The sequence below is a fragment of the Pseudoxanthomonas sp. SE1 genome, from assembly GCF_029542205.1.
Taxonomy (GTDB): Bacteria; Pseudomonadota; Gammaproteobacteria; order Xanthomonadales; family Xanthomonadaceae; genus Pseudoxanthomonas_A.
On record NZ_CP113783.1, the window covers coordinates 2460222 to 2486884 of the forward strand.

At 66.9% G+C, this 26663-nt stretch carries 22 protein-coding genes; 4 read left to right on the forward strand and 18 right to left on the reverse strand.

Features of this window, described 5'->3' with window-relative positions; translation table 11 throughout:
• Nucleotides 1-127: 127 nt before the first annotated feature.
• The 3 genes from OY559_RS11625 to OY559_RS11635 form a co-directional block, all read right to left on the reverse strand.
• A complete protein-coding gene (locus OY559_RS11625; protein ID WP_277726415.1) occupies nucleotides 128-949 on the reverse strand; it encodes a hypothetical protein in 822 nt (273 codons plus the stop codon).
• A gap of 86 nt (nucleotides 950-1035) precedes the next feature.
• Nucleotides 1036-1905: a ribonuclease H-like domain-containing protein gene (locus OY559_RS11630; protein WP_277726416.1), complete on the reverse strand. Its 870-nt coding sequence runs from the start codon at nucleotides 1903-1905 to the stop codon at nucleotides 1036-1038.
• Nucleotides 1902-4322: a DEAD/DEAH box helicase gene (locus OY559_RS11635; RefSeq protein WP_277726417.1), complete on the reverse strand. Its 2421-nt coding sequence runs from the start codon at nucleotides 4320-4322 to the stop codon at nucleotides 1902-1904. The genes OY559_RS11630 and OY559_RS11635 overlap by 4 nt, the downstream gene beginning before the upstream one ends.
• Before the next feature lie 175 nt (nucleotides 4323-4497).
• Here OY559_RS11635 and OY559_RS11640 point away from each other — a divergent pair, with 175 nt between their 5' ends.
• The 3 genes from OY559_RS11640 (at nucleotide 4498) to OY559_RS11650 (ending at nucleotide 6025) form a co-directional block, all read left to right on the forward strand.
• Nucleotides 4498-4851, forward strand: a complete 354-nt coding sequence (locus tag OY559_RS11640) for a hypothetical protein (protein WP_277726418.1) — start codon at nucleotides 4498-4500, stop codon at nucleotides 4849-4851.
• 276 nt (nucleotides 4852-5127) lie between these two features.
• On the forward strand, nucleotides 5128-5577 hold the full coding sequence (locus tag OY559_RS11645) for a hypothetical protein (protein ID WP_277726419.1): 450 nt from the start codon (nucleotides 5128-5130) through the stop codon (nucleotides 5575-5577).
• 115 nt (nucleotides 5578-5692) lie between these two features.
• The gene (locus OY559_RS11650; RefSeq protein WP_277726420.1) at nucleotides 5693-6025 is read left to right on the forward strand and encodes a hypothetical protein; all 333 of its coding nucleotides are present in this window, start codon (nucleotides 5693-5695) and stop codon (nucleotides 6023-6025) included.
• A 32-nt stretch (nucleotides 6026-6057) separates the two neighbouring features.
• Here the strand turns inward: OY559_RS11650 and OY559_RS11655 are convergent, their stop codons facing one another.
• The 14 genes from OY559_RS11655 to smc all read right to left on the reverse strand — a co-directional run bounded on the left by OY559_RS11655 (nucleotide 6058) and on the right by smc (nucleotide 23579).
• On the reverse strand, nucleotides 6058-7566 hold the full coding sequence (locus OY559_RS11655) for a hybrid sensor histidine kinase/response regulator (protein WP_277726421.1): 1509 nt from the start codon (nucleotides 7564-7566) through the stop codon (nucleotides 6058-6060).
• A 3-nt stretch (nucleotides 7567-7569) separates the two neighbouring features.
• Nucleotides 7570-8010: a response regulator gene (locus OY559_RS11660; protein WP_277726422.1), complete on the reverse strand. Its 441-nt coding sequence runs from the start codon at nucleotides 8008-8010 to the stop codon at nucleotides 7570-7572.
• The gene (locus tag OY559_RS11665) at nucleotides 8007-9812 is read right to left on the reverse strand and encodes a sensor histidine kinase (protein WP_277726423.1); all 1806 of its coding nucleotides are present in this window, start codon (nucleotides 9810-9812) and stop codon (nucleotides 8007-8009) included. Before OY559_RS11665 ends, OY559_RS11660 begins: the two co-directional genes overlap by 4 nt.
• A 109-nt stretch (nucleotides 9813-9921) precedes the next feature.
• Nucleotides 9922-11061 (reverse strand): GGDEF domain-containing protein, encoded by a 1140-nt coding sequence (locus OY559_RS11670; RefSeq protein ID WP_277726424.1) that lies wholly within the window; start codon nucleotides 11059-11061, stop codon nucleotides 9922-9924.
• Nucleotides 11062-11236: 175 nt separating this feature from the next.
• Entirely contained in the window at nucleotides 11237-12295 is a 1059-nt protein-coding gene (gene mtnA, locus OY559_RS11675; RefSeq protein ID WP_277726425.1) for an S-methyl-5-thioribose-1-phosphate isomerase, read from the reverse strand.
• 48 nt (nucleotides 12296-12343) lie between these two features.
• Nucleotides 12344-13081: a DUF3011 domain-containing protein gene (locus OY559_RS11680; RefSeq protein WP_277726426.1), complete on the reverse strand. Its 738-nt coding sequence runs from the start codon at nucleotides 13079-13081 to the stop codon at nucleotides 12344-12346.
• Nucleotides 13082-13190: 109 nt separating this feature from the next.
• Nucleotides 13191-14159, reverse strand: coding sequence for an EF-P lysine aminoacylase EpmA (epmA, locus tag OY559_RS11685; protein ID WP_277726427.1), 969 nt, complete (start codon nucleotides 14157-14159; stop codon nucleotides 13191-13193).
• 154 nt (nucleotides 14160-14313) lie between these two features.
• A complete protein-coding gene (ligA, locus tag OY559_RS11690; protein WP_277726428.1) occupies nucleotides 14314-16656 on the reverse strand; it encodes an NAD-dependent DNA ligase LigA in 2343 nt (780 codons plus the stop codon).
• Between the two features lie 529 nt (nucleotides 16657-17185).
• Nucleotides 17186-17545 (reverse strand): GFA family protein, encoded by a 360-nt coding sequence (locus OY559_RS11695; RefSeq protein WP_277726429.1) that lies wholly within the window; start codon nucleotides 17543-17545, stop codon nucleotides 17186-17188.
• 191 nt (nucleotides 17546-17736) lie between these two features.
• Nucleotides 17737-18069 carry a low molecular weight protein tyrosine phosphatase family protein gene (locus tag OY559_RS11700; protein ID WP_277726430.1) on the reverse strand — a complete coding sequence of 111 codons (333 nt, stop codon included), beginning with the start codon at nucleotides 18067-18069 and terminating at the stop codon, nucleotides 17737-17739.
• Between the two features lie 94 nt (nucleotides 18070-18163).
• The gene (locus OY559_RS11705) at nucleotides 18164-18511 is read right to left on the reverse strand and encodes a DUF2200 domain-containing protein (protein ID WP_277726431.1); all 348 of its coding nucleotides are present in this window, start codon (nucleotides 18509-18511) and stop codon (nucleotides 18164-18166) included.
• A gap of 150 nt (nucleotides 18512-18661) precedes the next feature.
• Nucleotides 18662-19279, reverse strand: a complete 618-nt coding sequence (locus OY559_RS11710) for a hypothetical protein (protein ID WP_277726432.1) — start codon at nucleotides 19277-19279, stop codon at nucleotides 18662-18664.
• A 27-nt stretch (nucleotides 19280-19306) separates the two neighbouring features.
• Nucleotides 19307-20041, reverse strand: a complete 735-nt coding sequence (gene zipA, locus OY559_RS11715) for a cell division protein ZipA (protein ID WP_277726433.1) — start codon at nucleotides 20039-20041, stop codon at nucleotides 19307-19309.
• Nucleotides 20042-20075: 34 nt separating this feature from the next.
• Nucleotides 20076-23579, reverse strand: coding sequence for a chromosome segregation protein SMC (smc, locus tag OY559_RS11720; protein ID WP_277726434.1), 3504 nt, complete (start codon nucleotides 23577-23579; stop codon nucleotides 20076-20078).
• A gap of 275 nt (nucleotides 23580-23854) precedes the next feature.
• Between smc and OY559_RS11725 the strand changes: the two genes are divergently transcribed.
• A complete protein-coding gene (locus OY559_RS11725) occupies nucleotides 23855-25057 on the forward strand; it encodes an amino acid aminotransferase (protein ID WP_277726435.1) in 1203 nt (400 codons plus the stop codon).
• A 359-nt stretch (nucleotides 25058-25416) separates the two neighbouring features.
• Here the strand turns inward: OY559_RS11725 and ugpC are convergent, their stop codons facing one another.
• Nucleotides 25417-26499 carry an ABC transporter ATP-binding protein gene (ugpC, locus tag OY559_RS11730; protein ID WP_277726436.1) on the reverse strand — a complete coding sequence of 361 codons (1083 nt, stop codon included), beginning with the start codon at nucleotides 26497-26499 and terminating at the stop codon, nucleotides 25417-25419.
• Nucleotides 26500-26663 lie beyond the last annotated feature (164 nt).

Below are 26663 nucleotides of genomic sequence, written 5' to 3' on the forward strand. Positions count from 1 at the left end.
GAGGAGGCGCGGCCCGGATGAAATCTAGCAAGGATGTCGGCCGCGGCCGGGAGTTCTTGAATCGCGATGCGGGGAATGCGCAGTCCTTCACATTCCACTGTCGGTGGATCCCCGACAGCGCCGCGACTCAGAAGCGGAACGTGCCCAGCAACTGCGGCCCGCGGTTGTTGAGGTTGATGTTGCCATCGAAGCGCGTGCGCCCGAAATCGAGGTCCACGTCGTTGTAGTTGTAGCGCAGCGAGAAGCCGAAATGCTCCCAGGGGAAGTATTCCAGTTCCACCTGCGCATCCAGCGCCTCGCCGGTGACGTTGCCGCCGTTCTTCCGCGTATAGGCCAGCGATGCGCCCCAGCGCCAACGCGCCGACAGCACATGCGCGTACGCCGCGCGCAGCATGGGCGCCCATTCGTCCTCGGACAGATCGTTCGCGTACGCCACCGGGACGCCAGCCACCGTGGCGGCGGCATCCAGGTCGGCGGCGATGTCATAGCGCATGGCCCCCAACCCCACCCCCGCCGCGCGGATCCCGTCCTCATGGAAGAACCATGTGTAGGAAAGGCCGGTGACCTTCAGGTCCAGGCGACCGGCGAAGGCCGCATCCACCGGATACGCGTTGTCGCCGATCAGCAGCGTGCGGTCCAGCAGACGCCTGGTGTCATCGTCGTAGTCGTAGCCGAAGGCATCGAGTTTGTGCCGCCGTTCCTTGCCAAAGCTGCCGCCGATGTTCCAGGCCAGCGCGTCCTGGCGGTCGATGAAGCCCAGGTCGCGCTGGAAATTGACGTGCGTGCCCCTGGAGCCATCGCTGGCATCCCAGCGCGTGTCCAGGTCGTGGTCGGCCCAGTAGCGACCGGCCCCGATGTAGAAGCGATCGACGGCCGGCAAGCGGCCCTGTGCAGCGACGGTGAACGAAGTGCCTGCGAGCAGCAGGCAGAGGACGACGGGACGGTGCATGGGACGGCTCCTGCGGCAGGGCGGACAGGCAGTGCGTCATCGTCGGCGCTCCGACCCGTCCAGCATCCGTCCGGCGCCGCGGGCGGTCAAGACGGGGCGCAGGTGAACGCTGGCCCCGCGGCCGCTGTCCCCGCATCCGGTTGCGCGAGATGCATCAGCAGCCGGGCCAGCGTCACCACGTCCTGGAAGTTGTGCAGCAGCACGCGCCTGAGCAAACCTGCGTCACCGCCACGCAGATACTGCAGCCATGCACCCGGCGCTTCCGATCCCGGCAGGTCGTCCTCGCGCACGATGCCCAGCGCGTTGCGCTCGATGGTGGCCAGCCGGCAGTTCTCCCAGACGCCGCGATAACGTCGGCGCGTGGGGAACAGCAGGTCGAGGTGCTCGATGCCGGCCAGCGGCGTGCCCTGCCGCGCCAGGCGGTAGCGCGTGGTCAGCAAGGGGGCGTCGTAGCAGCGTCCGTTGTAGCTGATCAGCCGCATGTCTTCCGACAGCCAGCCAGCGAATGCCCGCAGCATCGCCGGCTCCGCCGACAGGTGGGTGATCAGCAGCTGGCGCACGCGCAGGCCGCCGGGCACGAAATCCGATGCGCCCACCATGAAGGCGCGCGTGCCGGTGCCACCGGACAGGCCGGTGGTCTCGGTATCGAAGAACAGCATGCCCTGCGTGGGCAAGTTGCCGACCCGCGCGAAGCTGCCGTCGACATGGGACGGCGCCTCGTCGAACGGCAGCACCTGCTCCAACTGCAGCAATCCAGGTGCGACCTCGTCGCCCGGCAACGCACGATCGCAGCTACGCGTCGTCACGGCGGGACGCGCGCGTTCACGGGTCCCCAGCATGCGCCGCAGCGCTGGCAAGGGATCATGCTCCGGCGGCAGCGGCACGGATGGCGACATGGCGCTGCCGTGCCCTGCCTGGCGTCGCAGCCGCTGCAGTTTTTCGAGGCTGACGCTCATGCGGCGTCCAGCAGGTGCAGCACGCGTACCGCCAGCGCGCGCGGCGTGGTCCCGGCGTCTTCGTCGTTCGCCAGCACCGGACCGACGCAGGCAGGACAGCCGGCCTTGCAGTCGCACGCGGACACCAGTTGCACCGCGCGCTGCACCAGTTCGCGCTGGCGTCGCCACAATGGCTCGCTCAGGCCGATGCCGCCGGGATAGTTGTCGTAGAGATAGGCGGTCGGCACGAAGCGCTCACCCGATACCGGCGACAGCACCTGGCTGTCTGTTCCGCGCAGCTGGCCGCGGCCCTGCGTATCCGGCAATGCGAACCACGCACCATCACCGTCGCCCACCGCCTTCTGCAGGTCGCGGCCTTCGGCCATTACGGCGACGGTGGCCGCGATATGCAGCGCGTACGCTGCGCCGAGGAAGCCATCCAGCGCGTCCTGCCTTGATTCGAAGGCCGATTCCAGCAGCGCCGGCGGCAGCTGCCACCACAGGCTGGTGGTGTGCATCTCCTGGTCCGGCAGGTTCACCGGTCCGTAGCCGATGTTCTCGTGCGTGTAGTAGCGGATCTTCTTGTAGCCGGCCACGCGCCGCACCACGTGTACCTCGCCGTGGTGGCAGGTGCCCTGCCCCGCGATGCAGCCGTCGAAGCGTTCCAACACTTTCAGTTTCGTGTAGTCGATGGCATCGGTGTAGTAGTCCACGTGGGTGCGGGTGACGTAGGCCTTGCGCCCTTCCCAGTCCAGCCGCTCCACCTGGTACGGGGTGGACTGGATCATGTGGATCGCGCCTTCGTACAACGTCAGCGGCGCGGCGCTGAAATCGACCTCCGCGATGATCACCTGGCGCCCGTCGGTACGGTCGACGACCACGAAGTTGCCATCCGCCACCGAGCGCAGGCTGACCGCATTGGCCGGATAGCTGTCGGCGATCCACTCGTAACGGTCGCCTTCGCGATGCACCACGCTGTCTTCGTCAAGCAGTTGCAGGAACGGGGACGGATCCACCGGCCCGAACGGCTCGCCGGCGAGGAATGGCAGTTCGAAAGCAGCACAGCGCACGTGGTCCAGCAGGATCATCGGCTGGTCGGGTGCGATGCGCGCGTGTTCCGGTGGGCTGTCGGCGAAGAACTCCGGATGCCGCACCACGTACTGGTCCAGCGGCTGCGAACTGGCCACCAGGATGCCCAGCGATGCCTGCTGCCGACGCCCCGCCCGCCCGAAGCGCTGCCACGTCGCGGCGATGGAACCGGGATAGCCGTTCAACACCACCGCATCCAGGCTGCCGATGTCCACGCCCAGTTCCAGCGCGGAGGTGGAGACAATGCCGTCCACGCGTCCATCGCGCATCGCGCGCTCTGCCTCGCGCCGCTCGGTCGGCAGGTAGCCACCGCGGTAGGCGCGGATGCGCGCCGGCAGGCGCGGGTCGCTGTCGAACACATCCTTCAGGTATTTGGTCAGCACCTCGACCATCGTGCGTGACTGCGCGAACACCAGCGTCTTCAACCCCGCCTTGATCGCCAGCCGCGCGATGCGGTTGCTCTGCGAGCGCGCCGACGCACGCAGGCCCAGGTCGGGATTGACCACCGGCGGATTCCACAACAGCACGTGCTTCTCGCCGGTCGGCGCGCCGGAGTCGGTGATCGCATGTACCGGCAGCTCCAGCAACGCCTCCGCGTGCGCCTGCGGGTTGCCGATGGTGGCCGAGCAGACGATGAACTGCGGCGTTGCACCGTAGAACGCGCATACACGCTTCAGCCGGCGCAGCACGTTGGCCACGTGGCTGCCGAACACGCCGCGGTATGTATGCACCTCGTCGATCACCACGTAGCGCAGGTTCTCGAAGAACTGCGCCCACTTGGTGTGGTGCGGCAGGATGGCCTGGTGCAGCATGTCCGGATTGCTGACCACGATGTCGCCGTGCAGGCGGATCGCCTGCCGCGCATCGCCGGGCGTGTCGCCATCGAAGGTGAAGGCTTTCAGGCCGAGGTCACCGGCCCTGCTCAGGTCCAGCAGCTCCGCGACCTGGTCCTGCGCCAGTGCCTTGGTGGGGAACAGGTACAGCGCCTTGCCCCGCTTCGCCAGCGCCGACGCCACCACCGGCAGCGTGTAGCACAGCGATTTTCCCGATGCCGTCGGCGTCACGACGGCCAGATGTCCACCCGCCTGCACATGCCGCCATGCCTCGGCCTGGTGCGAATACAGCTGGCCGATGCCGCGCGCGCGCAGCGCCTCGGCCAATTCCACGGGCAGATCCGCCGGCAGCGGCTCGTACCGCCCTTCACGCCCCGGAATGACGAACTGCCCGGTCACGCGATCGTGGTACTTGCCCGCGAGCCGCTCCGCCAGGGCACGGCCATCGGCTGCGTTCACGGGCAGCAGCGCTGCATCGGTGGCGTGACGGCGGATCAGGGATGTCTGGGCGGGCATGGCGGACTCTCGGCGGCGTGTGCGCCATCAGAACCGTGCCGCGTCTCAATCCCTGAGACTGACTGCCTGCTGACAGGCAGCCCCTGCCTCAGCTTTGTGATCGGACTCTGAAGGCATTTCTCACCCGTGGGTAACGCCTCCCGCGATACCACGTCATCGTGATCAGGAGCTCCCCATGAACCGCCACCTCTATCGCGAACAACTCGACACGCTTCGGCAGGCACCCCGCCATTCGAGCGCCATGACCGACGATGCCTTCACCGCATTCACGGCCTACGACTACGGCCGGCGCCGCCGCCTGCATCCGGATGTCGCCTGGGAAGATGCGTGCCGTGCCTATGCCTTCGCGGCGGCCTCGCATGCGGATCATGCCGGACAGCTCGACCTGGATACGGAACTCGAACTCGAGGACCACTGGGAACGCCTGCGTGGCGATGCCGGCCCCGACTGGCCGGTCGCACGTACGCTGCTGCGCGAGACATGGCGCTGGCTGGACGAACATGGGCCGGGTGCGACCCGCATGCATTGAATCAGCCCCTTGTTGCAGGTGACGACGAACGGTAGGCCGGCCATGGCACGACCCACCGTCTTCAACAACGCAGGGGCACAATAACGACAAGATCCGGCAGGGCGTGAGCCATGCATCTCCTTCGGGGGAGAAAGGGGTGACACGTTGCCACAGGGGCCGTGCGCAGTCAGGGACTGTCGCGACGGAGGCGCGCAAGCGGCTGTCATGTACAGGTAAGCCGCGTTTCATCCACAAGGTCCACGCTCGGCCATGGTCTTGCGCCATGGAGGGGACCTCATGTCTTGCCTGCCTGATCCGTCCGCACCCGCGTGGATAGACGATGCGATGCCCTGTGCCGTCGTCGACATCCACTCGGAACTGCGCTTCTGGGAAGAAACCTACGCGCGCCAGAGCTTCCACCGCCCGGGCACGCCGTTCCGCCATTACGTGCCCACGCTGAAGTTCGCCTACGACATCTACCTGCTGTCGCACAGACGATCGCTCGAAGAACTGCTGCCTTCGTTGCCCTCCCGCTACGAGGCGTGCATCGTGCGTGGTGTCCGGCTGGACTGGCCGTTGGCGCACGCGGTCATCACGCGCGTATGGGAGCGGCTCAATGCGCCCCTGGAAGAGGATGCTCCGCTGTTCGCCCCGCCACGGGCCACCATCGTGGACGAACGCGCCCTGTTGGCAGAAGCGATGAACAAAGCGGGCACCCGCATCGTCACACAGCGAATGCAAAGGTGAACGCAAAAGACCGCGCGCGGTTAAACACCGGTTAAAACGTTCTTTATTTCACTTAAGCATCACCGGGCGGAACAAAAAATCCACGTCGCCACCACCACGCGACCGGGGATCACCAATGGCCAGCCTGCATCATCGCAATGCCCATGCCACCGCCCAGATCGTCGACATCGACGCTGAACTCGCCTACTGGAAGACACGCCTCAACGAAGACACATTCCAGGTGGTCGGAGCCACGGTAGGCGACCTGGAGCAATGCCTGAAGATCGGGTACGACGCCTATCTGCTGCACCATCGCCAGGACTTCGACGACATCGCGCCCTCGCTGCGCGACCGGCTGCAGCGCTACTGCCCCGATACGCCGATCGGCTGGTACCGCGCACAACCCATCATGCGCGCCGTATGGCAGCGGCTGAAGCCGGCCGTCGCCACGGCCGCAGGCCACGCCTGACTGCACAGCGTCCCTGCATGAGGCAGGGACGCTTACGCGCGCAGACCCAGGGCGTGCTCGATCGCCTCGAACAGCGCCTGGACCTGCACCGGCTTGGTCAGTGTCGCGGCGCAGTCGTGGCCGTCGTGCGGTCTGCCCGGCTCCCGCAGACGGATCACCGGACCATCGAAGCCGGCTTCCTGCAGCACTGCAAGTACGTCGGCAGCGGACAGCAACAGGATGTCGTCGTCGATGATCGCCAGTTCCGGCAGACCATTCCGCGCGATCTGCTGCAACGCATTCGCACCGTCCGGCGCCATGATCGGATCGTAGCCCTGGCTGGCCAGCGCGTTGCCGAGCAGTGAGAGGCGCGTGGCATCGCCATCGACCAACAGGATGCGGCGACCCTCGCCATCACGGAACGCCGCGTCTTCCGTGCCCGCCCAGTCGTCCACAGCAGGAGCCGGAAGGTGCAGTTCGAATGCGCTGCCCTGCCCGGGCGCGCTGTTCACTTCGATGCGACCGCGCACGGATTCGACGATGCGCTTGCAGGACATCAGGCCCAGGCCCGTGCCACTGGCCTTGGTGGTGAAGAACGGCGTGAACAGCTGCTGGCGGGTAGCCTCGTCCATGCCGCTGCCTTCATCGGAAACACGCAGCACCACGTAGTCCTGCCCATCGTCGGCGACCGTCTGCACCGCCGACAGGGTCAGCTGGCCGCCGCGTTCGGCCATGGCCTGGATGCCGTTCAGGCACAGGTTGATCAGGCACTGCTGGAACTCCGTGTAGTTGCCTTCGATCAGCAGGTCTTCGGACGGTTGCTCCACCGTCAGCCGGACCTGCCGCGACAGGCTGCCCTGCAGCAGCAGTTGCACCGCGCTGAACAACGCGGCCACGCTGATGGTCTCGCTGGCCTTGCGCGAACCGCGCACGAACGACAGCATCGAATCGGCCATCTCGTGTCCGCGCTTGCCGCTCTCCGAGATCACCGAACCCAGGCGTAGGATCTTCGGATCGTCGCTGTAGGTCGCCAGCAGGTCGGGCACGATCAACAACGGCTGCAGGATATTGCGCAGATCGTGGCTCAGGCCCGCCGCCAGCATCGCCAGGCAGTCGAGCCGCTGCGAGCGCATCAGCTCGCGTTCGGCATGCTCGCGTTCGCGCTCGCTGCGCGCCTCGCGGATGGCACGTGCCACCGCGGCCGGCAGGCGCACCGGGTTGTGCTTCAGCACATAGTCGCTGGCGCCTTCCTGCAATGCCTTGACTGCGGTTTCTTCACCGATGGTGCCCGAGAAGAACACGAACGGCAGCCGGGGATCATGCGTCCGCAGGATTTCCAGGGCCTCGTAACCGGAGAAACCGGGCAGTTCCATGTCCGAAAGCACCAGGTCGAACGGCGCACCCGCCAGCGCCGTGCGCAGGTCGTCGGCGGCGTCCACGCGCACGAAATCGGCATCCAGCCCGGCCTCGTGCAACTGCTCGATCAGCAGTTCGGCATCGAGTTCGGAATCCTCGACCAGCAGGATGCGGACAGGTCCCAGCGGTGTTCCCGATTTCGGCACGGATCAGTCCCGCGGCAGGGTTTCGTTGATGACCGCCCAGAACGTGCCCAGCGTCTTGACCGCCTGGAAGAACTGATCGATATCCACCGGCTTGACCACGTAAGCGTTCACTCCCAGGTCCCAGCTGCGCGCCAGGTCGCTTTCCTCGCGCGAGGACGACAGGATCACCACCGGCAGGTGTCTGAGCTTCTCGTCGCCACGGATGGTCTTCAGCACCTCCAGCCCATCCATGCGCGGCATCTTGATGTCCAGCAACAGCACCGAAGGAAGTCCATCTTCGCGCTGGGCATGCGCACCACGGCGCAACAGGTAATCCAGCGCTTCCACGCCGTCCTCGACATGCACGATGGGATTGGCGAGGTTGGCCTCGCGCAGCGCGTCGATCGCCATTTCGGCGTCGGCCAGGCTGTCTTCGGCCAACAGGATGGTGCGGATGGCGCTCATGCGTCTCTCTCTCTGGAAAGCGGAGCGTCGAGCGCCGCGGGAAGGGTGAAATAGAAGGTGGCGCCCTGGCCGGGCTCGGATTCGGCCCAGATGCGCCCACCGTGCCGGCCGAGAACGCGCCGGACGCTGGCCAAGCCGATGCCCGTGCCAGGGAAGTCGCTGGCCTTGTGCAGGCGCTGGAACACGCCGAACAGCTTGCCGGCATACGCCATATCGAAACCCGCGCCGTTGTCACGTACGCTGAACAGGTGGCTGCCGTCACCCTGCAACTGGTGGCCCACCTCGACGATGGAACGATCGCGCTGGCTGCTGTACTTCAGCGCGTTGCCCAGCAGGTTGCTCCATACCTGCCGCATCATGTTCTCGTCGGCCAGCACGATGGGCTGCGGCGCGATGCGCCATTCCACCCGGTCGGCGCGGCCTTCGTTGGCCTCGTTGGCATCCAGCATGGCGCGCGCTTCGGCTACCAGCGACTGCATGTCCACCGCCTGAAGCCGCAGCGCGCTCCGGCCCAGACGCGAGTACACCAGCAGGTCATCGATCAGTTGCGACATGCGGCGCGCGGAATTGCCGATCACGTCCAGGTAATGACGGCTCTTGTCGTCGATGTCCTCGCCCAGGTGGCGGCCCAGCTTGTCCGAGAAACCGGCCACGTGCCGCAGCGGCGCGCGCAGATCGTGCGATACCGAATAGCTGAAGGCCTCCAGCTCGCGGTTCACTTCCGACACCTGCTCGACCTTGCCTTCCAGCTGGCGGTTCAGCGCGGCGATCTCCTGCTGTGCGGTCTTCTGCAGCGAGATGTCGCTGACCGTCATCAGCACGGCATGCTCGTCTTCCCCCGGCAGCGGCATGCGGCGTGCATTGAGCAGTACGGTACGGCGCACACCATCGACGGTGTCCTGCTGCAGTTCGTAGTCCCACAACTCGCGTCCTCGTGCAAGCACGTCATCCAGGCGCTGCCGCATCACCTTGTCCTGCCAGGCGGTGCCCAGTTCGTCCAGACTGCCCGCCTTTGCGCCCTTGCCCATGCCGTAGAGCTCGCCGAAGGCGATGTTGTGCATCTTGATGTGCTGGTCGCCGTCCAGCAGCACGATGGGTTCCCGCACCGTGTCCAGCATGACCAGCGCACGCTCGCTGGCCTGTGCGATCCGCTTCTCCGCATTCAGCCGGCGCGCGACCTGGCGACCCAGCGACAGCAACACCAGGGCGAGCAGCAGCAACTGCGCGCCCATGGCCACGAGGGCCAACCATTCCGCGCGCTGGCGCTGGCGCTGCGCGTCGTAGTTGCGCTGGGCCAGCAACTGCCGTTCGTTGTCCAGGATCTGCGTCAACAGGCCACGGATGGGGAAGCGCGTCGCCAAGGGCGCCACCACGGAGCCCCGGTACGCTTCGGGGGCCTGCATGAGTTGATCGATGACCTCCATGCGCGCCTCGACCAGTTCGCGCAGGCGGCCGATGAGCACGAGCTGCTCGGGGTTGTCGGCCGTGAGTTCGGTCAGCGTCGCGAACCGGTCGGGCAGCGTCTTCCTGCCGGAGGCCAGGCGATCGCGGGCCAGCGGATGGTCCGCGCCGAGCGCGATCATCATGCCGGAGGATTCGATCTCGCGAACCTCGACGACCATCGCCATCACCGCCGCTTCCACCTGGTGGGTGTGCGCCACGGCATCGGCGGCGTCGAGATTCGCCCGTGACAGCCGCTGCAGCAGCAGCACGGGGCCAACCACGATCAGCAGGACGGCCAGCCCCAGCAGCGGCAGTCGCCATGTGCCCCAACTTCGCCGGGCGCTGTCGTCGTCGTTCATGATTCCCCGGCATCTGTGGACGGCAGCGGAGCAGCGCGTTTCGCGCGGCCACGCGGGTATCCAAGGATGCTATCGCAGGGATGTCACATTTGGAATCACATCAAGACGTTCAGGAAACATCCGCCACATGCACGCGGTCACGCCCTTCGCGCTTGGCGTCATACAGCGCCTGGTCCGCGCGACGCATCTGGTCACGCAAGGACTCGCCCGGCCGGTGTTCAGCGATGCCGGCGGACAGCGTGGCGACGACGCCGCCCTGCTCCTTGCCGAACTCGCTTCGCACCCGCTCGGCGAACGCGCGCGCCGCCCGTGCGTCTTCACCTTCCAGCAGCACCGCGAACTCCTCGCCGCCGATACGCGCCGCGCATCCGTGGGCGCCAACCCGCGCACGCATGATGTCGCCCAGCCGCTGCAGCACCAGATCACCGCCGTCATGGCCGTGGTGGTCGTTGATGCGCTTGAAGTAATCGATGTCCAGTACCGCGACCACCACCGGGACACCTGCCACCACCGCACGCGCGTGCGCCGACACGGCGTGCTCGTTCCAACCGTTGCGATTGAGCAGGCCGGTCAGTTCATCGGTATGCGCCTGCCGCACCAGCCGGCGACGCATCTGCCAGGCCGATACCGCGAAGTCCGTCCGATAACCCGCCAGCACCAGGCCGAAGCCGATCGTGGTCAGCGTATACAACCAGTACAGCGCGCTGCCCGTACCCGGCGCCCCGTACAGGGCGATGCGCAGCAGTGCCATCACCACGATCAGCAGGGCGAGCGCCAGCAACGATACCGGACGCACCATCAGCGCCATCAGCGCCAGCGGCAGCAGTTGGAACAGGCCCGTCCGCAGCGCCAGTTGGCCGGTCGCTCCGGGCAACGGCATGCTCATGAAGATGCCGGTCAGCAGCGTGGCCAGCAGCATCAGGACCAGGCGATGTTGCCAGTTCACCATCCGCGATACGCCTGCCGCGCAACCCGCCACCAAGGCAGACGCCAGCAACTGCGACCACACCGGGTACCCGATCGATGGCGTCACGCCTGCCATGTCGAACAGGGCGGTGATCGCCAGCAGCACGGCGCCGCACAACAGCACGCCACTGACGATGGGCCGGGTGGCCCGCAGTTGCGCCAGCGCGAGGTCTTCCCGTTCCTCGGCGTTCAGCGCGCGGGTGGAATTGCGCGACAGCAGTCCGCGCAGGCTGTGCAGCAGGCCCGGGGCGGCGATCGGAGCATGGAGCAGTCGGGCGCGCATGCGCGGTTCCAGTACAGGACTGCCGTCACGATGCAACTTGCGTGCCACTACCCGTTCAGAATGCGCCCGTCGCCTGCAACGGGTCACGCGGGGCGCGCCCCGCTGCCGCCGGCATGCCGGCGGAACTGACGTACGGGGGCGCTTTCCGCCCACAGGCGCTGGCGCATGACCCGCTTCATCCGCCGAACGCTTCCCGCATGCGTGTTTCATCCGGCCGCTCGATCACGCCCTTCTCGGTGACGATGGCATCGATCAGCGTCGCCGGGGTGACGTCGAAGACGGGATTCCACGCCGGCACGCCCTCGGCCACCGTGCGCGTGCCGCCGACGCCCAGAAGCTCGGCCGGATCGCGCTCCTCGATGTGGATCGCGTCACCGCTCGGCGTGGCCATGTCCACGGTGGACGATGGCGCCACCACCATGAAGCCCACGCCGTGGTGGCGCGCCGCGATGGCCAGCTGGTAGGTGCCGATCTTGTTGGCCGTGTCGCCGTTGGCGCAGATGCGGTCCGCCCCCACGACGACCCATTGCACCGCGCCGGTCTTCATCAGGTGGGCGGCGGCGGAGTCGGCGATCAGCGTTGCCGGGATGCCGTCCTGCAGCAGTTCCCATGCAGTCAGGCGCGCGCCCTGCTGCCAGGGCCGCGTCTCGCCCGCGTAGACCTTGCCGATGCGCCCCTGCGCCACGCCGGCGCGGATCACGCCCAGTGCCGTACCGAAGCCGGCCGTGGCCAGCGAGCCGGTGTTGCAATGGGTCAACACGCCACTGCCGGCGGGAATCAGCCCGGCACCCAATTCGCCCATGTGGCGGTTGGCAGCCAGGTCTTCCTCTGCGATGGCCAGCGCCTCCAGCTCCAGTACACCGCGCCATTCGTTGCCCGCCGTCTTCAGCGCGGCGCGCATCCGCGCCAACGCCCATGCCAGGTTCACTGCCGTGGGGCGCGCGTCATTCAATCGCTGCAACGCGGGCTCCAGCTTCTCCAGCGCTTCCGCGGGCGTGGTCGCCATCACCTCGCGCGACGCGAGGACCACGCCCCATGCCGCGGCAATACCGATGGCCGGCGCGCCGCGTACCGCCAGGGCATGGATGGCGGCGGCCACTTCGTCGCTGGTGGCGCAACTCAGGTACTCCACCACGAAGGGCAACCTGCGCTGGTCCAGCAACTCCAGGGCGTTGCCGGTCCAGCGGATCGGACGGACGTGATCGTAACGGGCGTAGTCGATGGCATTGGTCATGCCGCCATTGTAACGACCCGCCGTGAAAGCCCTCTTCCTGCCGCGATATCAGCGGCTGCGGAACTCCGCCCGGCAGCCTGCCGTGACCCACACCCCGCGGCCATCACGGCCCCAGGTGCGGCCTTCGATGCAGGGCGCGCTGGACAGCTGGCGCACCAACTGCACACCACCCCGGCCCTGCACGTCGCATACACGGGTGCGGTCGCGGTCGGACTCGCAACGGAATACCTGGCCGTAGCCCCCTCCGTTGTTCCAGCCGCCACCGCCCCAGCCGTTGCCGCGCCCCTGGACCTCGAACTCCGCACGGCACCCCTGCGACACCCATATCCCGTTACGGTCCTGGCCCCAGCTCCGCCCTTCGACGCAGCGCGCGCTGGAGAGCTGGCGCACCAGACGCACATCGCCACGCGTGGAGATCGCGCAGGTGCGCGTGCGGCCATTGTCCGATTCACAGCGGATGCGCTGCCCGCTGCTACCGCCATTCCAACCGCCGCGCCCGCTGGCGAACTCCGCGCGGCAACCACGATTCACCCACACGCCATCGCGGGTCTGGCCCCAGGTGCTGCCTTCCTCGCAGCGCGTCTTCGACAACTGCCTCACCACCTGCACGCGGCCGCGCGTGTCCATGCGGCATTCGCGATAGCGGCCATCGTTGGATTCGCAGCGGATCATCTGCCCGTTGCGTGCGTAGCCATCACTGCCGTACTGCGGCGCGGCGTGGGCAGCAGCGGTGCCGAGCAGCGCGGCGGCGCCCAGCGTCAGCGAAGCAAGAAGTCGACGTTCCATGGCATGCATCCTCGTGTGTGTTGTCCTGAAATCTACGCAGCCATCATGAACGTGAACCCACGAAACCGTTTGCAGGAATCGATCCGCTGATGGCGTGTTTGGCTGGCTTTCAGGCCCGCGCGAAATCGAACGCCAGCACATCGGCGATGCGCGGGGAGTCCTGCATGGCCATCAACAACCGGTCCATGCCCAGCGCGACGCCCGAGCAATCGGGAAAGCCATGGGACAACGCCGCCAACAGGTGCGCGTCGATCGCCGGCGACGGCGCGCCGCGCGCCAAACGCGTGGCTACGTCGCGCTGGAAGCGCTGGCCCTGTTCGATGCCATCGGCGAGTTCGTGGTACCCGTTGGCCAGTTCCAACGGCCCCAGGTAAAGCTCGAAACGCTCGGCCACCGGCACATCATCGTGGCGGATGCGCGCCAGCGCGCACTGCGAGGCCGGGTAGTCGTATACCGCCAGCAGTTGGTCGCGCGGGAAGTCCGGCTGGATCCGGTGCGTCATCAGCAGGTCCAGCCAGTCGTCCCGCGTCAGGCCCTCGCCGTCGATGGCGATGCCGCTGGCCGCGTTGCGCAACGTGTCCAGGTCGGCGGTCAACGGATCGAAGCCCAGCCGTTGCTGGTAGAGGTCGCGGAAACGGATGCGCGACGCCGTGGCCGTGCGGCCGACCAGCGCCAGCGCGGCCTGCACCAGCGCCATGGTTTCATCGATCAGCGGCGCCAGCGTCCAGCCCACGCGGTACCACTCCAGCATCGTGAATTCCGGGTTGTGCCGCCCGCCCGCCTCGCCGTCGCGGAACACGCGGCCAAGCTCGTAGCAGTCGCCCACGCCGGCCGCCAGCAGCCGCTTCAATGGAAACTCCGGCGAGGTCCGCAGCCAGCGCGTGCGCGACGCGCCATCAGTGCGCCCGGAGAATTCCAGCGAGAACGAGGCGATGTTCGGATCGGTGTTGCCCGCCCGCGACATCATCGGCGTCTCCACCTCCAGCACGTCGCGGGCGTGGAAGAACTCGCGGATCAGCCGGTTGAGCGAGGCGCGCAGGCGCAGTGCGTCGAGGGAAGCGGAGGGCTGCCAGGTCAAGACAATCCCCCTGCCCTTGTAGGAGCGACGTCAGTCGCGACCGGAAGAATTCCCCTGTGATGCAGCATGTTGTGCACGCCTGTATCGAAGGGTCCGGGCACTGTAGGCGTGCGGTCGCGACTGACGTCGCTCCTACAGGGAAGCGGACGCCGCCTCATGCGTGCTGCTCCAGGAACGCCAGCAGCTGGGCTTCGTCCCAGATCTCGATGCCCAGTTCCTGCGCCTTGGCCAGCTTGGAGCCGGCGGCTTCGCCGGCCACCACCAGATGCGTCTTCTTCGACACGCTGCCGGCGATCTTCGCGCCCAGCGCTTCCAGCTTCTCGCCGGCTTCGTCGCGGCTCATCGCCGCCAGGCCACCGGTCAGCACCACGGTCTTGCCGTCGAGCGGGCCGGCAGAGACGGCAACGTCTTCCGGCGTAACCTGCAGCAGCTCTTCCAGCGCCGCACCGCTGCGCGTCAGCAACTGCGCATTCGCCTCGTCTTCCAGCCACGCGGCAAAGGCGTTGGCCGAATCGCTCGGCAGGCCGGCGGTGACGAAGTTGTGCACCGGCGCGTCCAGCAGCGCCTGCACCGACGGGAACGCCGACGCCAGCTGTTCGGCACGCACGCGGGTGACCTTGGGGATCTCCAGGTCCACCAGCAGCGTGGCCAGGTCCAGGCCGGCGCGCAGCTTGCCCGAGGGCGCATGCGTGTCGCCGATCACCACGCCGCGCGCCAGCAGGTCGTCGATGGCCTGCTGGTTGCCCGGCTGGTCCAGGAAATGGCCCAGCGAGCGCGCCACCTCGCCACCGATGTCCGGCACGCGCTTGAACAGCGGCCATGGCAGGCGGCGGATCAGCTGCAGGTCGCCGAACCACTGCGCCAGCGCCTTGGCCGTGCTCTCGCCCACGTGCTGGATGCCGAGCCCGAACAGGAAACGTTCCAGCGTGGTGTGCCGGCTGCGGTCGATGGCCTCGATCAGGTTTTCGGCCCACTTGGTTGCCACCTTGCCGGCCTTGACGGTCTCAGGGGTGGTGCCGTCGCGCTCGTCCGCGCGCCGCTTCATCTCCAGCAGGTCGTCCACGGTCAGCGTATACAGGTCGGCGATGCGCTGGACGATGCCGAGGTCGCTCAGGTCCTCCACGAAGCGTTCGCCCAGCCCCTCGATGTCCATCGCGCGGCGCGAGGCGAAGTGGATGATCGTCTCCTTGCGTTGCGCCGGGCAGGTCAGCTCGCCGCTGCAGCGCCAGACGGCCGCACCCTCTTCGCGCACGATCTCCGAGCCGCAGACGGGGCACGCCGTCGGCATCTGCCACGGCTCGGTCTTTGCGGGACGGCGTTCCAGCACCACACCCACCACTTCGGGAATGACATCGCCGGCACGGCGGATGATCACCGTGTCGCCATTGCGTACATCCAGGCGCGCCACCTGGTCGGCGTTGTGCAGCGTGGCGCGCGTCACCGTCACGCCACCCACGTGCACCGGCTGCATCAGCGCCCACGGCGTCACCGCGCCGGTCCGGCCGACGTTGACCTCGATGGAATCGAGCACCGTCATCTGTTCCTGCGCCGGGAACTTGTGCGCGATGGCCCAGCGCGGCGCGCGCGAGACAAACCCCATCTCGCGTTGCCCTTCCCCGTCGTCCAGCTTGTAGACCACACCGTCGATGTCGAACGGCAAGGCGTCGCGGCGTTCGCCGATGCGGCGGTAATAGTCCAGCAGCCCATCGGCGCCTTCCACGGTCTCGCTGAGGCTGCTGACCGGGAAGCCCCACTCACGCAACTGCTTCAGTGCGGCCGAATGCGAGTCCGGCAATTCGCCGCCTTCCACCAGGCCGGTGCCGTAGGCGAAGAACGCCAGCGGCCGCTGCGCGGTGATGCGCGGGTCCAGCTGGCGCAGCGAACCGGCGGCGCCGTTGCGGGGGTTGGCCAGCACCTTGCCGCCGTGCAGGCGGGCGTGTTCGTTGTACTTCTCGAAATCGGCGCGCGGCATGTACACCTCGCCGCGCACTTCCAGCACGTCAGGCCAGCCTTTGCCGCGCAGCTTCAACGGAATGGCCTTGACCGTGCGCAGGTTGAGGGTGACGTCCTCGCCGGTGGCGCCATCGCCGCGCGTGGCGCCCTGCACGAACGCACCGCCTTCGTAGCGCAGGCTGATGGCCAGCCCGTCCAGCTTGGGCTCGGCGGAGAACAGCAGCGTGGGCCGCTTCAGCTTGTCGGCGATGCGGCGGACGAAGTCCTGCACTTCCTCGTCGCTGAAGGCATTGCCCAGCGACAGCATGGGGATGGCGTGGCGCACCTCGGCGAACTTGCCGGCCGGGGCGTTGCCAACGCGCTGGGTGGGCGAATCGGCGGTGACCAGCTCGGGATGCGCGACTTCCAGTTCGTCCAGTTCGCGCAACAGGCGGTCGTACTCGGCGTCCGGGATGTTGGGCTCGTCGAGCACGTGGTAGCGGTGGTTGGCGTCCTCCAGCTGGCGGCGGAGGTCGGCGATGCGGGCGGCAGGGGTCGGCGTCATGGGGGAATTCTAAAGCCGGCGGGCGTGAGGGGAGTTGCCGCGTGGCCGCATTCGAGGGCCAGGGCGGACCTCCGGCGCATCGCGTGCGCGTACCGGCAGGTCCGGGATGGCATTCCGAACCCCATGCGCAAGGTGCTGAGTGCCGCGCGCGGCGCCCGGAATCCCAACCGCCGGGCTCCCCTGCCCTATGGATCGAGCCCGGAAAGCCATCGATGGGTCTTTGAGAGCGATCGATGGCATTCCACAAGCGATCGATGGGTTTCAGAGTGCGATCGATGGCTTTCGGAATGCCATCGACGGAGCACGGCCGCTCCATCGATGGAGCTCGGAATGCGATCGATGGGTCTTTGAAAGCGATCGATGGCTTCCCGAGAACCATCGATGGCTTTGCGGGCCCGATCGACGGGGCGCAGCGCCTTGCGTGCAAGGCCCGGAGGGCCATCGATAAGGCTCGGAGCCCGATCTGGCGACGGGAATGTGAGAGTGGCGTAGGGCGGGCTCAAGCCCGCCATACCGGCTGAACAGGACGTCAGTCCATGCCCGCGCCCACCGTCATCCGCACCGGGATGCCGTCGGGATCGAAGCCGTCCAGGCAGAACACGTTGATGCCGTAGTACTCCGGCGTGACGCGCTTGCGGTGGAAGGGATAGATGCCGCACACCTTGCAGAAGTAGTGGTGGGCGGTATGGGTGTGGAACTGGTACTCGGTGAGCGCGTCTTCGCCGGCCAGCAGGCGGAAGGCGCTTTCGTGCACCTTCACCATCAGCGCGTTCTTCTTGCGACAGATGGAGCAGTCGCACTGCGTCAGCTCGGGGAAATCGGTGGTGATCTCGAAGCGGGTCGCGCCGCAGTGGCAGTTGCCGGTGAAGGTCTGCAGGGAACGGCTCATGGGGTATTCCATCGGGTTTTGACAGGTTGGGATGAGCAGCGCGAACCCCAACACGCGAGGCTGGACCAGACCATCAACAAGCAGCCGTCGTCCAACCGAGCGCTTCGTAAAAGGCCTTGGAGGTGTCGAAGTCCTTGCTTCCGATGAAGGGGCGGACGTGGGTGAGTTCCAGGTCGATCATGGTGCGGTCCTCATGACCCAGGCAGGAAGCGCGTGACCTTCTGCTTCAACAGGCGGACCAGGTGAGGGTCCATGTATTCGTACTCGTCCGGGATATCCAGGCAGATCACCCGCGCGCCCTTGAGATGACTGCCGAACTTCGCCGACAGGCGATTGCGATGGACCTTCTCCATCACGAACACGATATCCGCCCACGCCAGCAACTCGGGCGAGACCGGCACTTCGGCATCGTTGCCCAGCCCCGCAGACGCCGTCTCGATCCCCGGCCAGTCGGCGAACACCTGCTCCGCCGTCGGGCTGCGCAGGCGGTTCTGGGTGCAGATGAAGAGGATGTTGCGGGGCATGGCGGGAGTGTGCGGGATCGTGTGGTGGTGGGCCAAGGCCCACCCTACGCAAGACCTGACTCGCGTAGGGCGGGCCATGGCCCGCCGTCCGAGATCACCGCAGGATCTTCTCCATCGCCTTCCCTTTCGCCAGGTCGTCCACCAGCTTGTCGAGGTAGCGGATCTTCTGCATCAGCGGATCGTCGACGTCTTCCACACGCACCCCGCAGACCACGCCTTTGATAAGCGACGCATGGGGGTGGAGCTGCGGGGCCTCGGTGAAGAAGGTCTCGAAATCGATCCTGGCATCGATCTGACGCTCAAGCCCGGCCTGGTCGTAGCCGGTCAGCCAGCGGATGACCTCATCGACCTCGGCTTTCGTCCGCCCCTTGCGCTCGGCCTTGTGCACGTACAGCGGATACACGCTGGCGAAGGAGGTGGTGAAGATGCGGTGGCCGGACATCGTCATTCCTTCAGAGGCACGCAACGAAGCGATGGAACGCAATCGTAGGATGGGTTGAGCCGCAGGCGATACCCATCAAGATACCTCAGGATTCAAGATGATGGGTATCGCTTCGCTCAACCCATCCTACGTGCTACCGGTCAGATACCCCTACTCGTAGATCTGACCGCATACGAGGAAATCCTTGAATTGGTCCCAGCTTATTTCAGGCAATAAGGACACTCGCCTTTCCAGCGTGGCGGGATCCACGGCCACCGTCGAGCCGTCCTCTGCGAGCACTGCCACCAAGCCCGGAACGAAGCTCCGGCCCGTCGCATCGCCCGGCTCCCAGCCCCCGAACGAGCCCGCCATCGCACATTCAAGGTATCCGCACGGATCGAAGTTGTACCAGGACGTCACTCGCGGCGAAGTGAGGCCGAAATACCTCATCTTGTCTTCCAATGCGCCACTCTCATCCATTTCGCGCAGGTCCACGATCTGACGCACGAGCGTGGCATGCCAGCCCGCGTAGCCCTCTTCCTCAGCAGGTAGCCCGTCATACGCTTGACGCCACTCCTCCTGGAACGATGCCGGGTCGTGCGTGAAGCCGGCGCTTATCAGATCGTAGACTTCCACTAGCGTTAGCGAACGGTGTGCGCCGAACGCCTCGGCCTTCCGGAGCAGAGCGAGGAGAAAGACTTCGAGGGAACGCTCGTCTTCCTTGTGCTCACCAGCGAGTCGTGTGATCGCCAGATACAACTCGCGATTAGTATCGAGTGAGGACGTCATGCGAATGGAACTAACGGGCCGCGCGGCTCACCACCGCGGCGCCTTAGTCAGCGGCGGCGCCTCATGCTGCCTGTCGTACGCACGCAGTTCTTCGCGGATGTGCTGGATGCGCTGGCGGCCGAGGGTGTTGCGACTGTCGTCGAGGACCACGCCGCCGAGCAGTTCGGCCATGCGCTCGACGTTGGGCAGCAGCTTCTCCCAGGCTTCCAGTGCGGTCATCGGCGCGGGCAGCGTGAGGAAGAACGCGATGGCCGGGGTTTCCAGGGTGCGGATGTTGGCCATGTCGAAGCTGCCGGGCTGCATGATGTTGGCCATGCTGAAGACCGGGCCGCGTTCCGGATGCCCTTCCACCAGCCGGTGGAAGACATTCATGTGGCCGAAGGTCAGGCCGGTCTTCTCGGCGGCGACCACGATGTCCTCGCCGCGCAGCACCTGCCCGGCCTTGGCCGCGACGTACAGCGAGACGATCTTGTCGAAATCCTGGCTGGGCCGCTTGCCCAGGTCGCTTTCGACGCCTGCCACCGGGGTGCCGCCGGGCAGGCCCAGCTCGGGTTGGCTGACGCGGTCGTCGCTGTAGTCCTGCAACTGCTCACTGGTGTCGTCGCCCGCAAGGCTGGGCTCGACGCGGGCGGTGTCGCGCTCGGTGCTCTCGATGCGGCGGCCCTGGGCGGGCTTCTTGGGACGACCGAACAGGAAGATCGCCGCCACCAGCAGGACGCCGGCGATGATGATTCCGAAACGAAGCATGGCCATGTCGGACACAGGGGTTTCTCCGGCAGGGTGGGATCGATCAGGGTCAGGCGGCGCCGGCCAGGCGGGCGGCCTCTTCCAGGTCCACCGACACCAGCCGGCTGACACCGGGTTCCCGCATGGTAACGCCACTGAGCTGGTGTGCGGCTTCCATCGTGGCCTTGTTGTGCGACACGAACAGGAACTGCACCTTCTCGCTCATCTCCTTCACCATGTTGGTGAAGCGGCCCACGTTGGCCTCGTCGAGCGGTGCATCGACTTCGTCCAGCAGGCAGAACGGCGCGGGATTGAGCTGGAAGATGGCGAACACCAGCGCCACGGCGGTCATCGCCTTCTCGCCACCGGACAGCAGGGAGATGTTGGACACGCGCTTGCCGGGCGGGCGCGCCATGATGGCCACGCCGGTATCAAGCAGGTCTTCGCCGGTGAGTTCCAGATAGGCATGGCCGCCGCCGAACAAGCGCGGGTACAGCTGCTGCACGCCAGCGTTGACGCGGTCGAAAGTGTCCTTGAAACGGCCGCGGGTCTCGCGGTCGATCTTGCGGATGGCTTCTTCCAGCGTTTCCAGTGCGGTGGTCAGGTCGACGTTCTGCGCATCCAGGTACTCCGAACGCTGGCTGGCTTCGCCGTACTCGTGGATGGCGGCCAGGTTGACCGGCTCCAGCCGGCGCATGCGGCCGTCGATCTGGGTGACGGCCTGCTCCCATTCGCGGATGTCGGCAACTTCGGGCAGCGTGTTGATGACGTCGTCCAGTACGAAACCGCCGGCGACGACGGCTTCGGACAGCTGCTCGGCCTTCAGCGCGAGCGCCTGCTGGTCGAGCTTACGCTGCGAGATGCGCTCGCGCTGGGCCAGCGCCTGTTCGTCGCGCTGCTGGCGGGTCTGTTCGTACTGGCGCAGTTCGTTGTCGATGCCTTCCAGCAGCGAGCGCGCTTCGGCCAGCTGGCGGTCGGCTGTGACGCGGTGTTCCAGCGCGGCCTGGCGCTGGGCATCCAGCTCCTGCACCGGTGAATCGCCTTCGCTCAGCTGCAGGGTGAGTTCTTCCAGACGTGAGTCCAGCTGCCCGCGCTGCCCGCCCATGCGGTCCAGCGCCTGGCTCAGCGAGACGATCTGGGCGCGCTGCGATTCCAGTGTCAGTGCCAGCGCGTGCACGGTGTCGCGCGAACTGCGGGCGGCCTCGCGGGCCTGGTCGCGGGCGTCGACCAGCTGGCGGCGTTCGCCTTCCAGTGCCTGTCGGGCCGATTCCAGGTCGCCCATGCGGGTGACTGCATCCTCCAGCTTGGCGCGCGCCTCGCGGGCCTGTTCGCGGCTGGTGTTCAGCGTTTCGACCAGTTGCGCGATCTCGCCATCGATGCGTTCCAGACGGGTGCGGGTGGACTCCACCTTGCCCTGCTGGCTCTGCAGCTGGCCGGCCAGTTCCGACACGCCGCGATGGGCCATGTAGAGCGTGCGCTGCGCGTCTTCGCGCTGCTGCTCGGCGGCCAGCAGCTGGTCGCGCAACTGCGCCAGACGCTCTTCCAGTTCGGCTTCGCGCGCCTGCAGGGTTTCGATCTCGCCGCGCAGCGCCTGGATCTCGCGCTCGCGCAGCAGCGCGCCCTGCTTGGCCGCGCCAGAGCGCAGCACGCGCACCCAGCCTGCACCGAGGCGTTCGCCGTTGCGGGTGATGACGGAATCGCCCTCGCCGAGCTGCGATTGCAGGCGGCGGGCTTCGCCCAGGTCCTCGGCCACGTGCAGGCGGGCCAGCAGGCGACGGATCGCCGCCGGGCCCTGCACCTTGGCGGCCAGGGAGGTCGGTGCGAACGCGACATCGCTGCGGTCATCGGATACCAGTGCGATGCGGCCGTCGCCGAGTTCGCCCAGCGCATCGACGAGCGCTTCGGGGGCATCCACCAGCACGCCTTCGATCAGCTGGCCGAGCGCGCCTTCGACGGCGTTCTCCCAGCCCGGCTCGACGGTCAGCTTTTCGCCGACGCGTGAAGCGTTGTCCAGTCCGCGCGCCTTCAGCCAGCTCATCGCGGCGCCCTGCTCCTGGCCCAGCGCGGCGTGCTGCAGGGTCTCCAGCGAGGACAGACGGCCGCGGGCTTCCTGCGCGCGCTTGCGCACGTCGGACAGTTCGGTCTGGGTGGCGCGTTGCTGTTCCTGCATGTCGGCGGCGCCCTGCTTGCGCGCCTCGACCTGCTCGGCCAGCGTGTCCAGTGATTCCTTCTGGGTATCGTGCTGCAGCTGCAGTTGTTCGAAGGCGGATGCCAGCGCGTCGAGGTCCAGCCCGAGGCGCTCGTTGGCCAATGCCTCGCGGCGACGTTCGGCTTCCAGCGACTGGCGGTCGAGGTAATCCACGCGGGTGCGTTCGACATCGCCCGCACGCGAGGCTTCAGCGGATTCGCGGCTATGGGTTTCCCAGCGTTGCTGCCAGTCGGAAAGCCGGGTCTCGGCCTCGCGCAGCGCGTCCTGGCGGAACACGTCTTCCTCGCGCAACTGCTCCAGTTGCGGTTCGGCATCGGCGACCGACTCGCGCAGCACGTTGAGTCGCGTTTCGTCGCCGCTGATGTGCTGGCCGAGTTCCTGCAGCGCGTTGTGGGCTTCGTCGCGGGCCTTCTTCAGGCGGTCGCCGAGTTCGCGCTGGTGCTGGATCTGCTGTTCGATGCGGGCCAGCGTGCTGCCGACCTGGTAGACCTCGCCCTGCGCCTTGTTGAGCGCGTCGGCGGCTTCCTCGCGACGCACGCGGTCGGTTTCGAGCAGGCGCTCGGCTTCGCGCTGTTCGGCGATCAGCTGCTGCAGCCTGGTTTCTTCCTGCGACAGCGCTTCGCGCAGGCCCTGCAGCTTGCCGTCCAGTCCGCGGTATTCCAGCGCCTTCCACTCGGCGTCCTTGACCCGGCGTTCTTCCTGCAGGGCCTTGTACTGCTCGGCCTGCTTGGCCTGGCGCTTGAGGTGCTCGAGCTGCTTGCCGATCTCCTCGCGCAGGTCGTTGAGGCGGTCGAGGTTCTCGCGGGTGTGGCGGATGCGGGTTTCGGTTTCCTTGCGGCGCTCCTTGTACTTGGAGATGCCGGCGGCCTCCTCCAGGTACACGCGCAGGTCTTCCGGGCGGGCCTCGATGATCTGGCTGATCATGCCCTGCTCGATGATCGAGTAGCTGCGCGGGCCCAGACCGGTGCCGAGGAACAGGTCGGTGATGTCGCGGCGGCGGCACTTGGTGCCGTTGAGGTAGTAGTTGCTCTGGCCGTCGCGGCTGACCAGGCGCCGGACCGAGATTTCGTTGAAGGCGGCGAACTCGCCGCTGATGGTGTGGTCGCTGTTGTCGAAGATCAGTTCGACCGAGGCCTGCGAGACGGGCTTGCGCGCAGCCGAGCCGGAGAAAATCACGTCGGTCAGCGAATCGCCGCGCAGGCGGCTGGCCGAACTCTCGCCCATGACCCAGCGCACCGCGTCGATGATGTTCGACTTGCCGCAGCCGTTCGGGCCGACCACGCCGGTCATGTTGGTCGGCAGGTGCAGCACGGTGGGATCGACGAACGACTTGAAACCGGACAGCTTGATGGTGGAAAGGCGCATGCGGCGGTGTCTTCCGGGCACCGCGACCGGACCGGGCCGGCGCGCTGCCGCAAGTGTGAAGTGGGATCAGCTTCGATTGCCAATTCATTGATTTGACTGGCAATCAGGCCTGCCTTGGGGCACGCCAACGGATGAGTATAGCCGCCCCTGCCATGGGATGCCCGGGCCGTCCGGTGACGCACGCCGCACCACTGCCGGCGTACGGAGAGGCCTGCGCCTGTTAGCATCGCAGGCCGCTTCACCCCTCCTCCTCACTCAACAACGGTCCCCACTCCGTGTCTCTTTTTGCATCCGTCGAACTGGTGCCCGGCGACCCCATCCTGGGGCTGACCGAGGCTTACAACGCCGATCCCCGCACCCAGAAGGTCAACCTGGGCGTCGGCATCTATTACGACGAACAGGGCCGCATCCCCCTGCTCGATTGCGTCCGCCAGGTGGAACAGGCTCTCGCCGAGGCCGCCAAACCGCGCGGCTACCTGCCGATCGACGGCCTGGCCGCCTATGACGCCGCCACCCGCGAACTGGTGTTCGGCAAGGAGTCCGACCTGGTCGCCGCCGGCCGCGTGGCCACCACGCAGACCGTCGGCGGCAGCGGCGCGCTGCGCGTGGGCGCGGACCTGCTGAAGAAGCTGCTGCCGCACGCCACCATCGCGATCAGCAATCCGAGCTGGGAGAACCATCGCGCCGTGTTCGGCGCGGCCGGGTTCGACATCGTCGACTACACCTACTTCGACGCCGCCACCCATGGCCTGGATTTCGCGGGCATGCTCGCCGACCTGGGCCAGCTGAAGCCGGGCACCGTCGTGCTGCTGCACGCCTGCTGCCACAACCCCACCGGCGCCGACCTGACGGTCGAGCAGTGGAAGCAGGTCGCGGCGCTGATGAAGGACCGCGGGCTGTTCCCCTTCATCGACATGGCTTACCAGGGCTTCGACAAGGGCATCACTGAAGATGGGGCCGCCGTGCGCATCGTCGCCGAGGCCGGCATCGACAGCTTCATCGTCGCCAACTCGTATTCCAAGTCGTTCTCGCTGTACGGCGAGCGCGTCGGCGCGCTGTCGGTGGTCGGGCCGGACGCCAACGCGACCAAGGCCGTGCAGTCGCAGGTCAAGCGCATCATCCGCACCATCTACTCCAGCCCGTCCACGCACGGCGCCGCACTGGTGGCCGGGGTGCTGGCGAGCAGCGAACTGCGTGCGGTCTGGGAAAGCGAGTTGGGCGGCATGCGCGAGCGCATTCATGCCCTGCGCGCCGGGCTGGTGGACAAGCTGGCCGCCCTTGGCGCGCCGGAGTTCGCCTTCATCCAGCGGCAGGCGGGCATGTTCTCGTATTCCGGCCTGAGCAAGACGCAGGTGGATCGGTTGCGCGACGAGTTCGGCATCTATGCGGTCGGCACCGGCCGCATCTGCGTGGCGGCGCTGAACCAGCAGAACCTCGGGTATGTGGCGGAAGCGGTGCGCACGGTCAGCCGCGGCTGACCCTGGGGCCCTGCCCCGCGCAAGAGAAACTGTAGGAGCGGGCCATGCCCGCGATGCTTTTTGCACAACGTACTGAAAAGCATCGCGCCCGAGTGCGCTCCTACAACACCGAAGCGACCCTGATTGTAGGGGCGGGCCATGCCCGCGATGCTCTTCCGCAACCTGATCGAAAAGCATCGCGCCCATGGGGCGCTCCTACAACACCGAGGCGACCCTGCTTCCCTTCATTGTAGGAGCGGGCCATGCCCGCGATGCTCTTCGTCAAGCGGATAGGAAAGCATCGCGCCCCAGGGCGCCCCTACCATGACAGCGATGCGGAACGGCACGCTGGCCCTTTACGGCGTAGGCAAGATGCGTCTCTACGACAGCCGCAATCCGGTATCCGGGTCGAAGAAATGCAAGGTCGCGCCTTCGACGGTAACGCGCAGCGTCTCGCCGGGTTCCGGCAGGCGCTGCGGCGGCATGCGGGCAACCAGCGCGTGGCCGGCATAGGTCAGGTTGACGAAGACTTCATTGCCCACCGGTTCGATCAGTTCCACCTGCGCCTCGAACGCGGGCTTGCCGATGCCGGCGGGCAGCAGGTGCTCGGGGCGCAGGCCCAGCGCCACGCGTCGTCCGCTCCATGCATCGGCCGCCAGGGCATGGCCGAGCGGCAGTTGGGTGCCGTCTTCGAGTGACAGATGCAGGCCATCGGCCTGGTGCAGCGTGCCGTACAGCACGTTCATCGCCGGACTACCGAGGAAACCGGCGACGAACAGGTTGGCCGGCTTCTCGTACAGCGCCATCGGCGTGTCGATCTGCTGGATCTCGCCATCCTTCAGCACCACGATGCGCTGGCCCAGCGTCATGGCTTCCACCTGGTCATGGGTCACGTAGACCATGGTGGCGCCGAGCTGCCGGTGCAGGCGGCCGATCTCGGTGCGCACGGAATGGCGCAGCTTGGCGTCCAGGTTCGACAGCGGCTCGTCCAGCAGGAACACCGACGGCTCGCGCACCAGCGCACGACCCAGCGCCACGCGCTGGCGCTGGCCGCCGGACATTTCGCGCGGTAGCTTGCCCAGCATGTGCGTCATGCCCAGGGTCTCGGCAGCGGCGTTGACGCGCCGATCGATCTCGGCACGCGGCGCCCCGCGCAGCTTCAGTCCGAAGGCCAGGTTCTCGGCCACCGTCATGTGCGGGTACAGCGCATAACTCTGGAACACCATCGCGATGTCGCGGTCCTTCGGCGCCACGTCGTTGACGCGCCGTTCGCCGATCAGCAGGTTGCCGTCGGAGATTTCCTCCAGCCCGGCGATCATGCGCAGCAGCGTGGACTTGCCGCAGCCGGACGGGCCGACCAGCACCATGAGTTCGCCATCGGCGATCTCGAAACTGGCCCCGTGCACGGCCACCTGGCCGTTGTCGTACACCTTGCGCACGCGGTCGAGTTGGACACTGGCCATCATTGCTCCGGTCGGGCGTCGCCCGTGCTGGTTCGCTGCATTCCGGCCCTCCCGGGTGCAGGCATGCCCTCGCGGGCGATGCGTTCGGCTTCCCGTTCCGCAGGCGGGGAAGTTCGGCTATTCTGCCATGTAACCGTTTTCACAACGCAAGCCGTCCCCTGCGC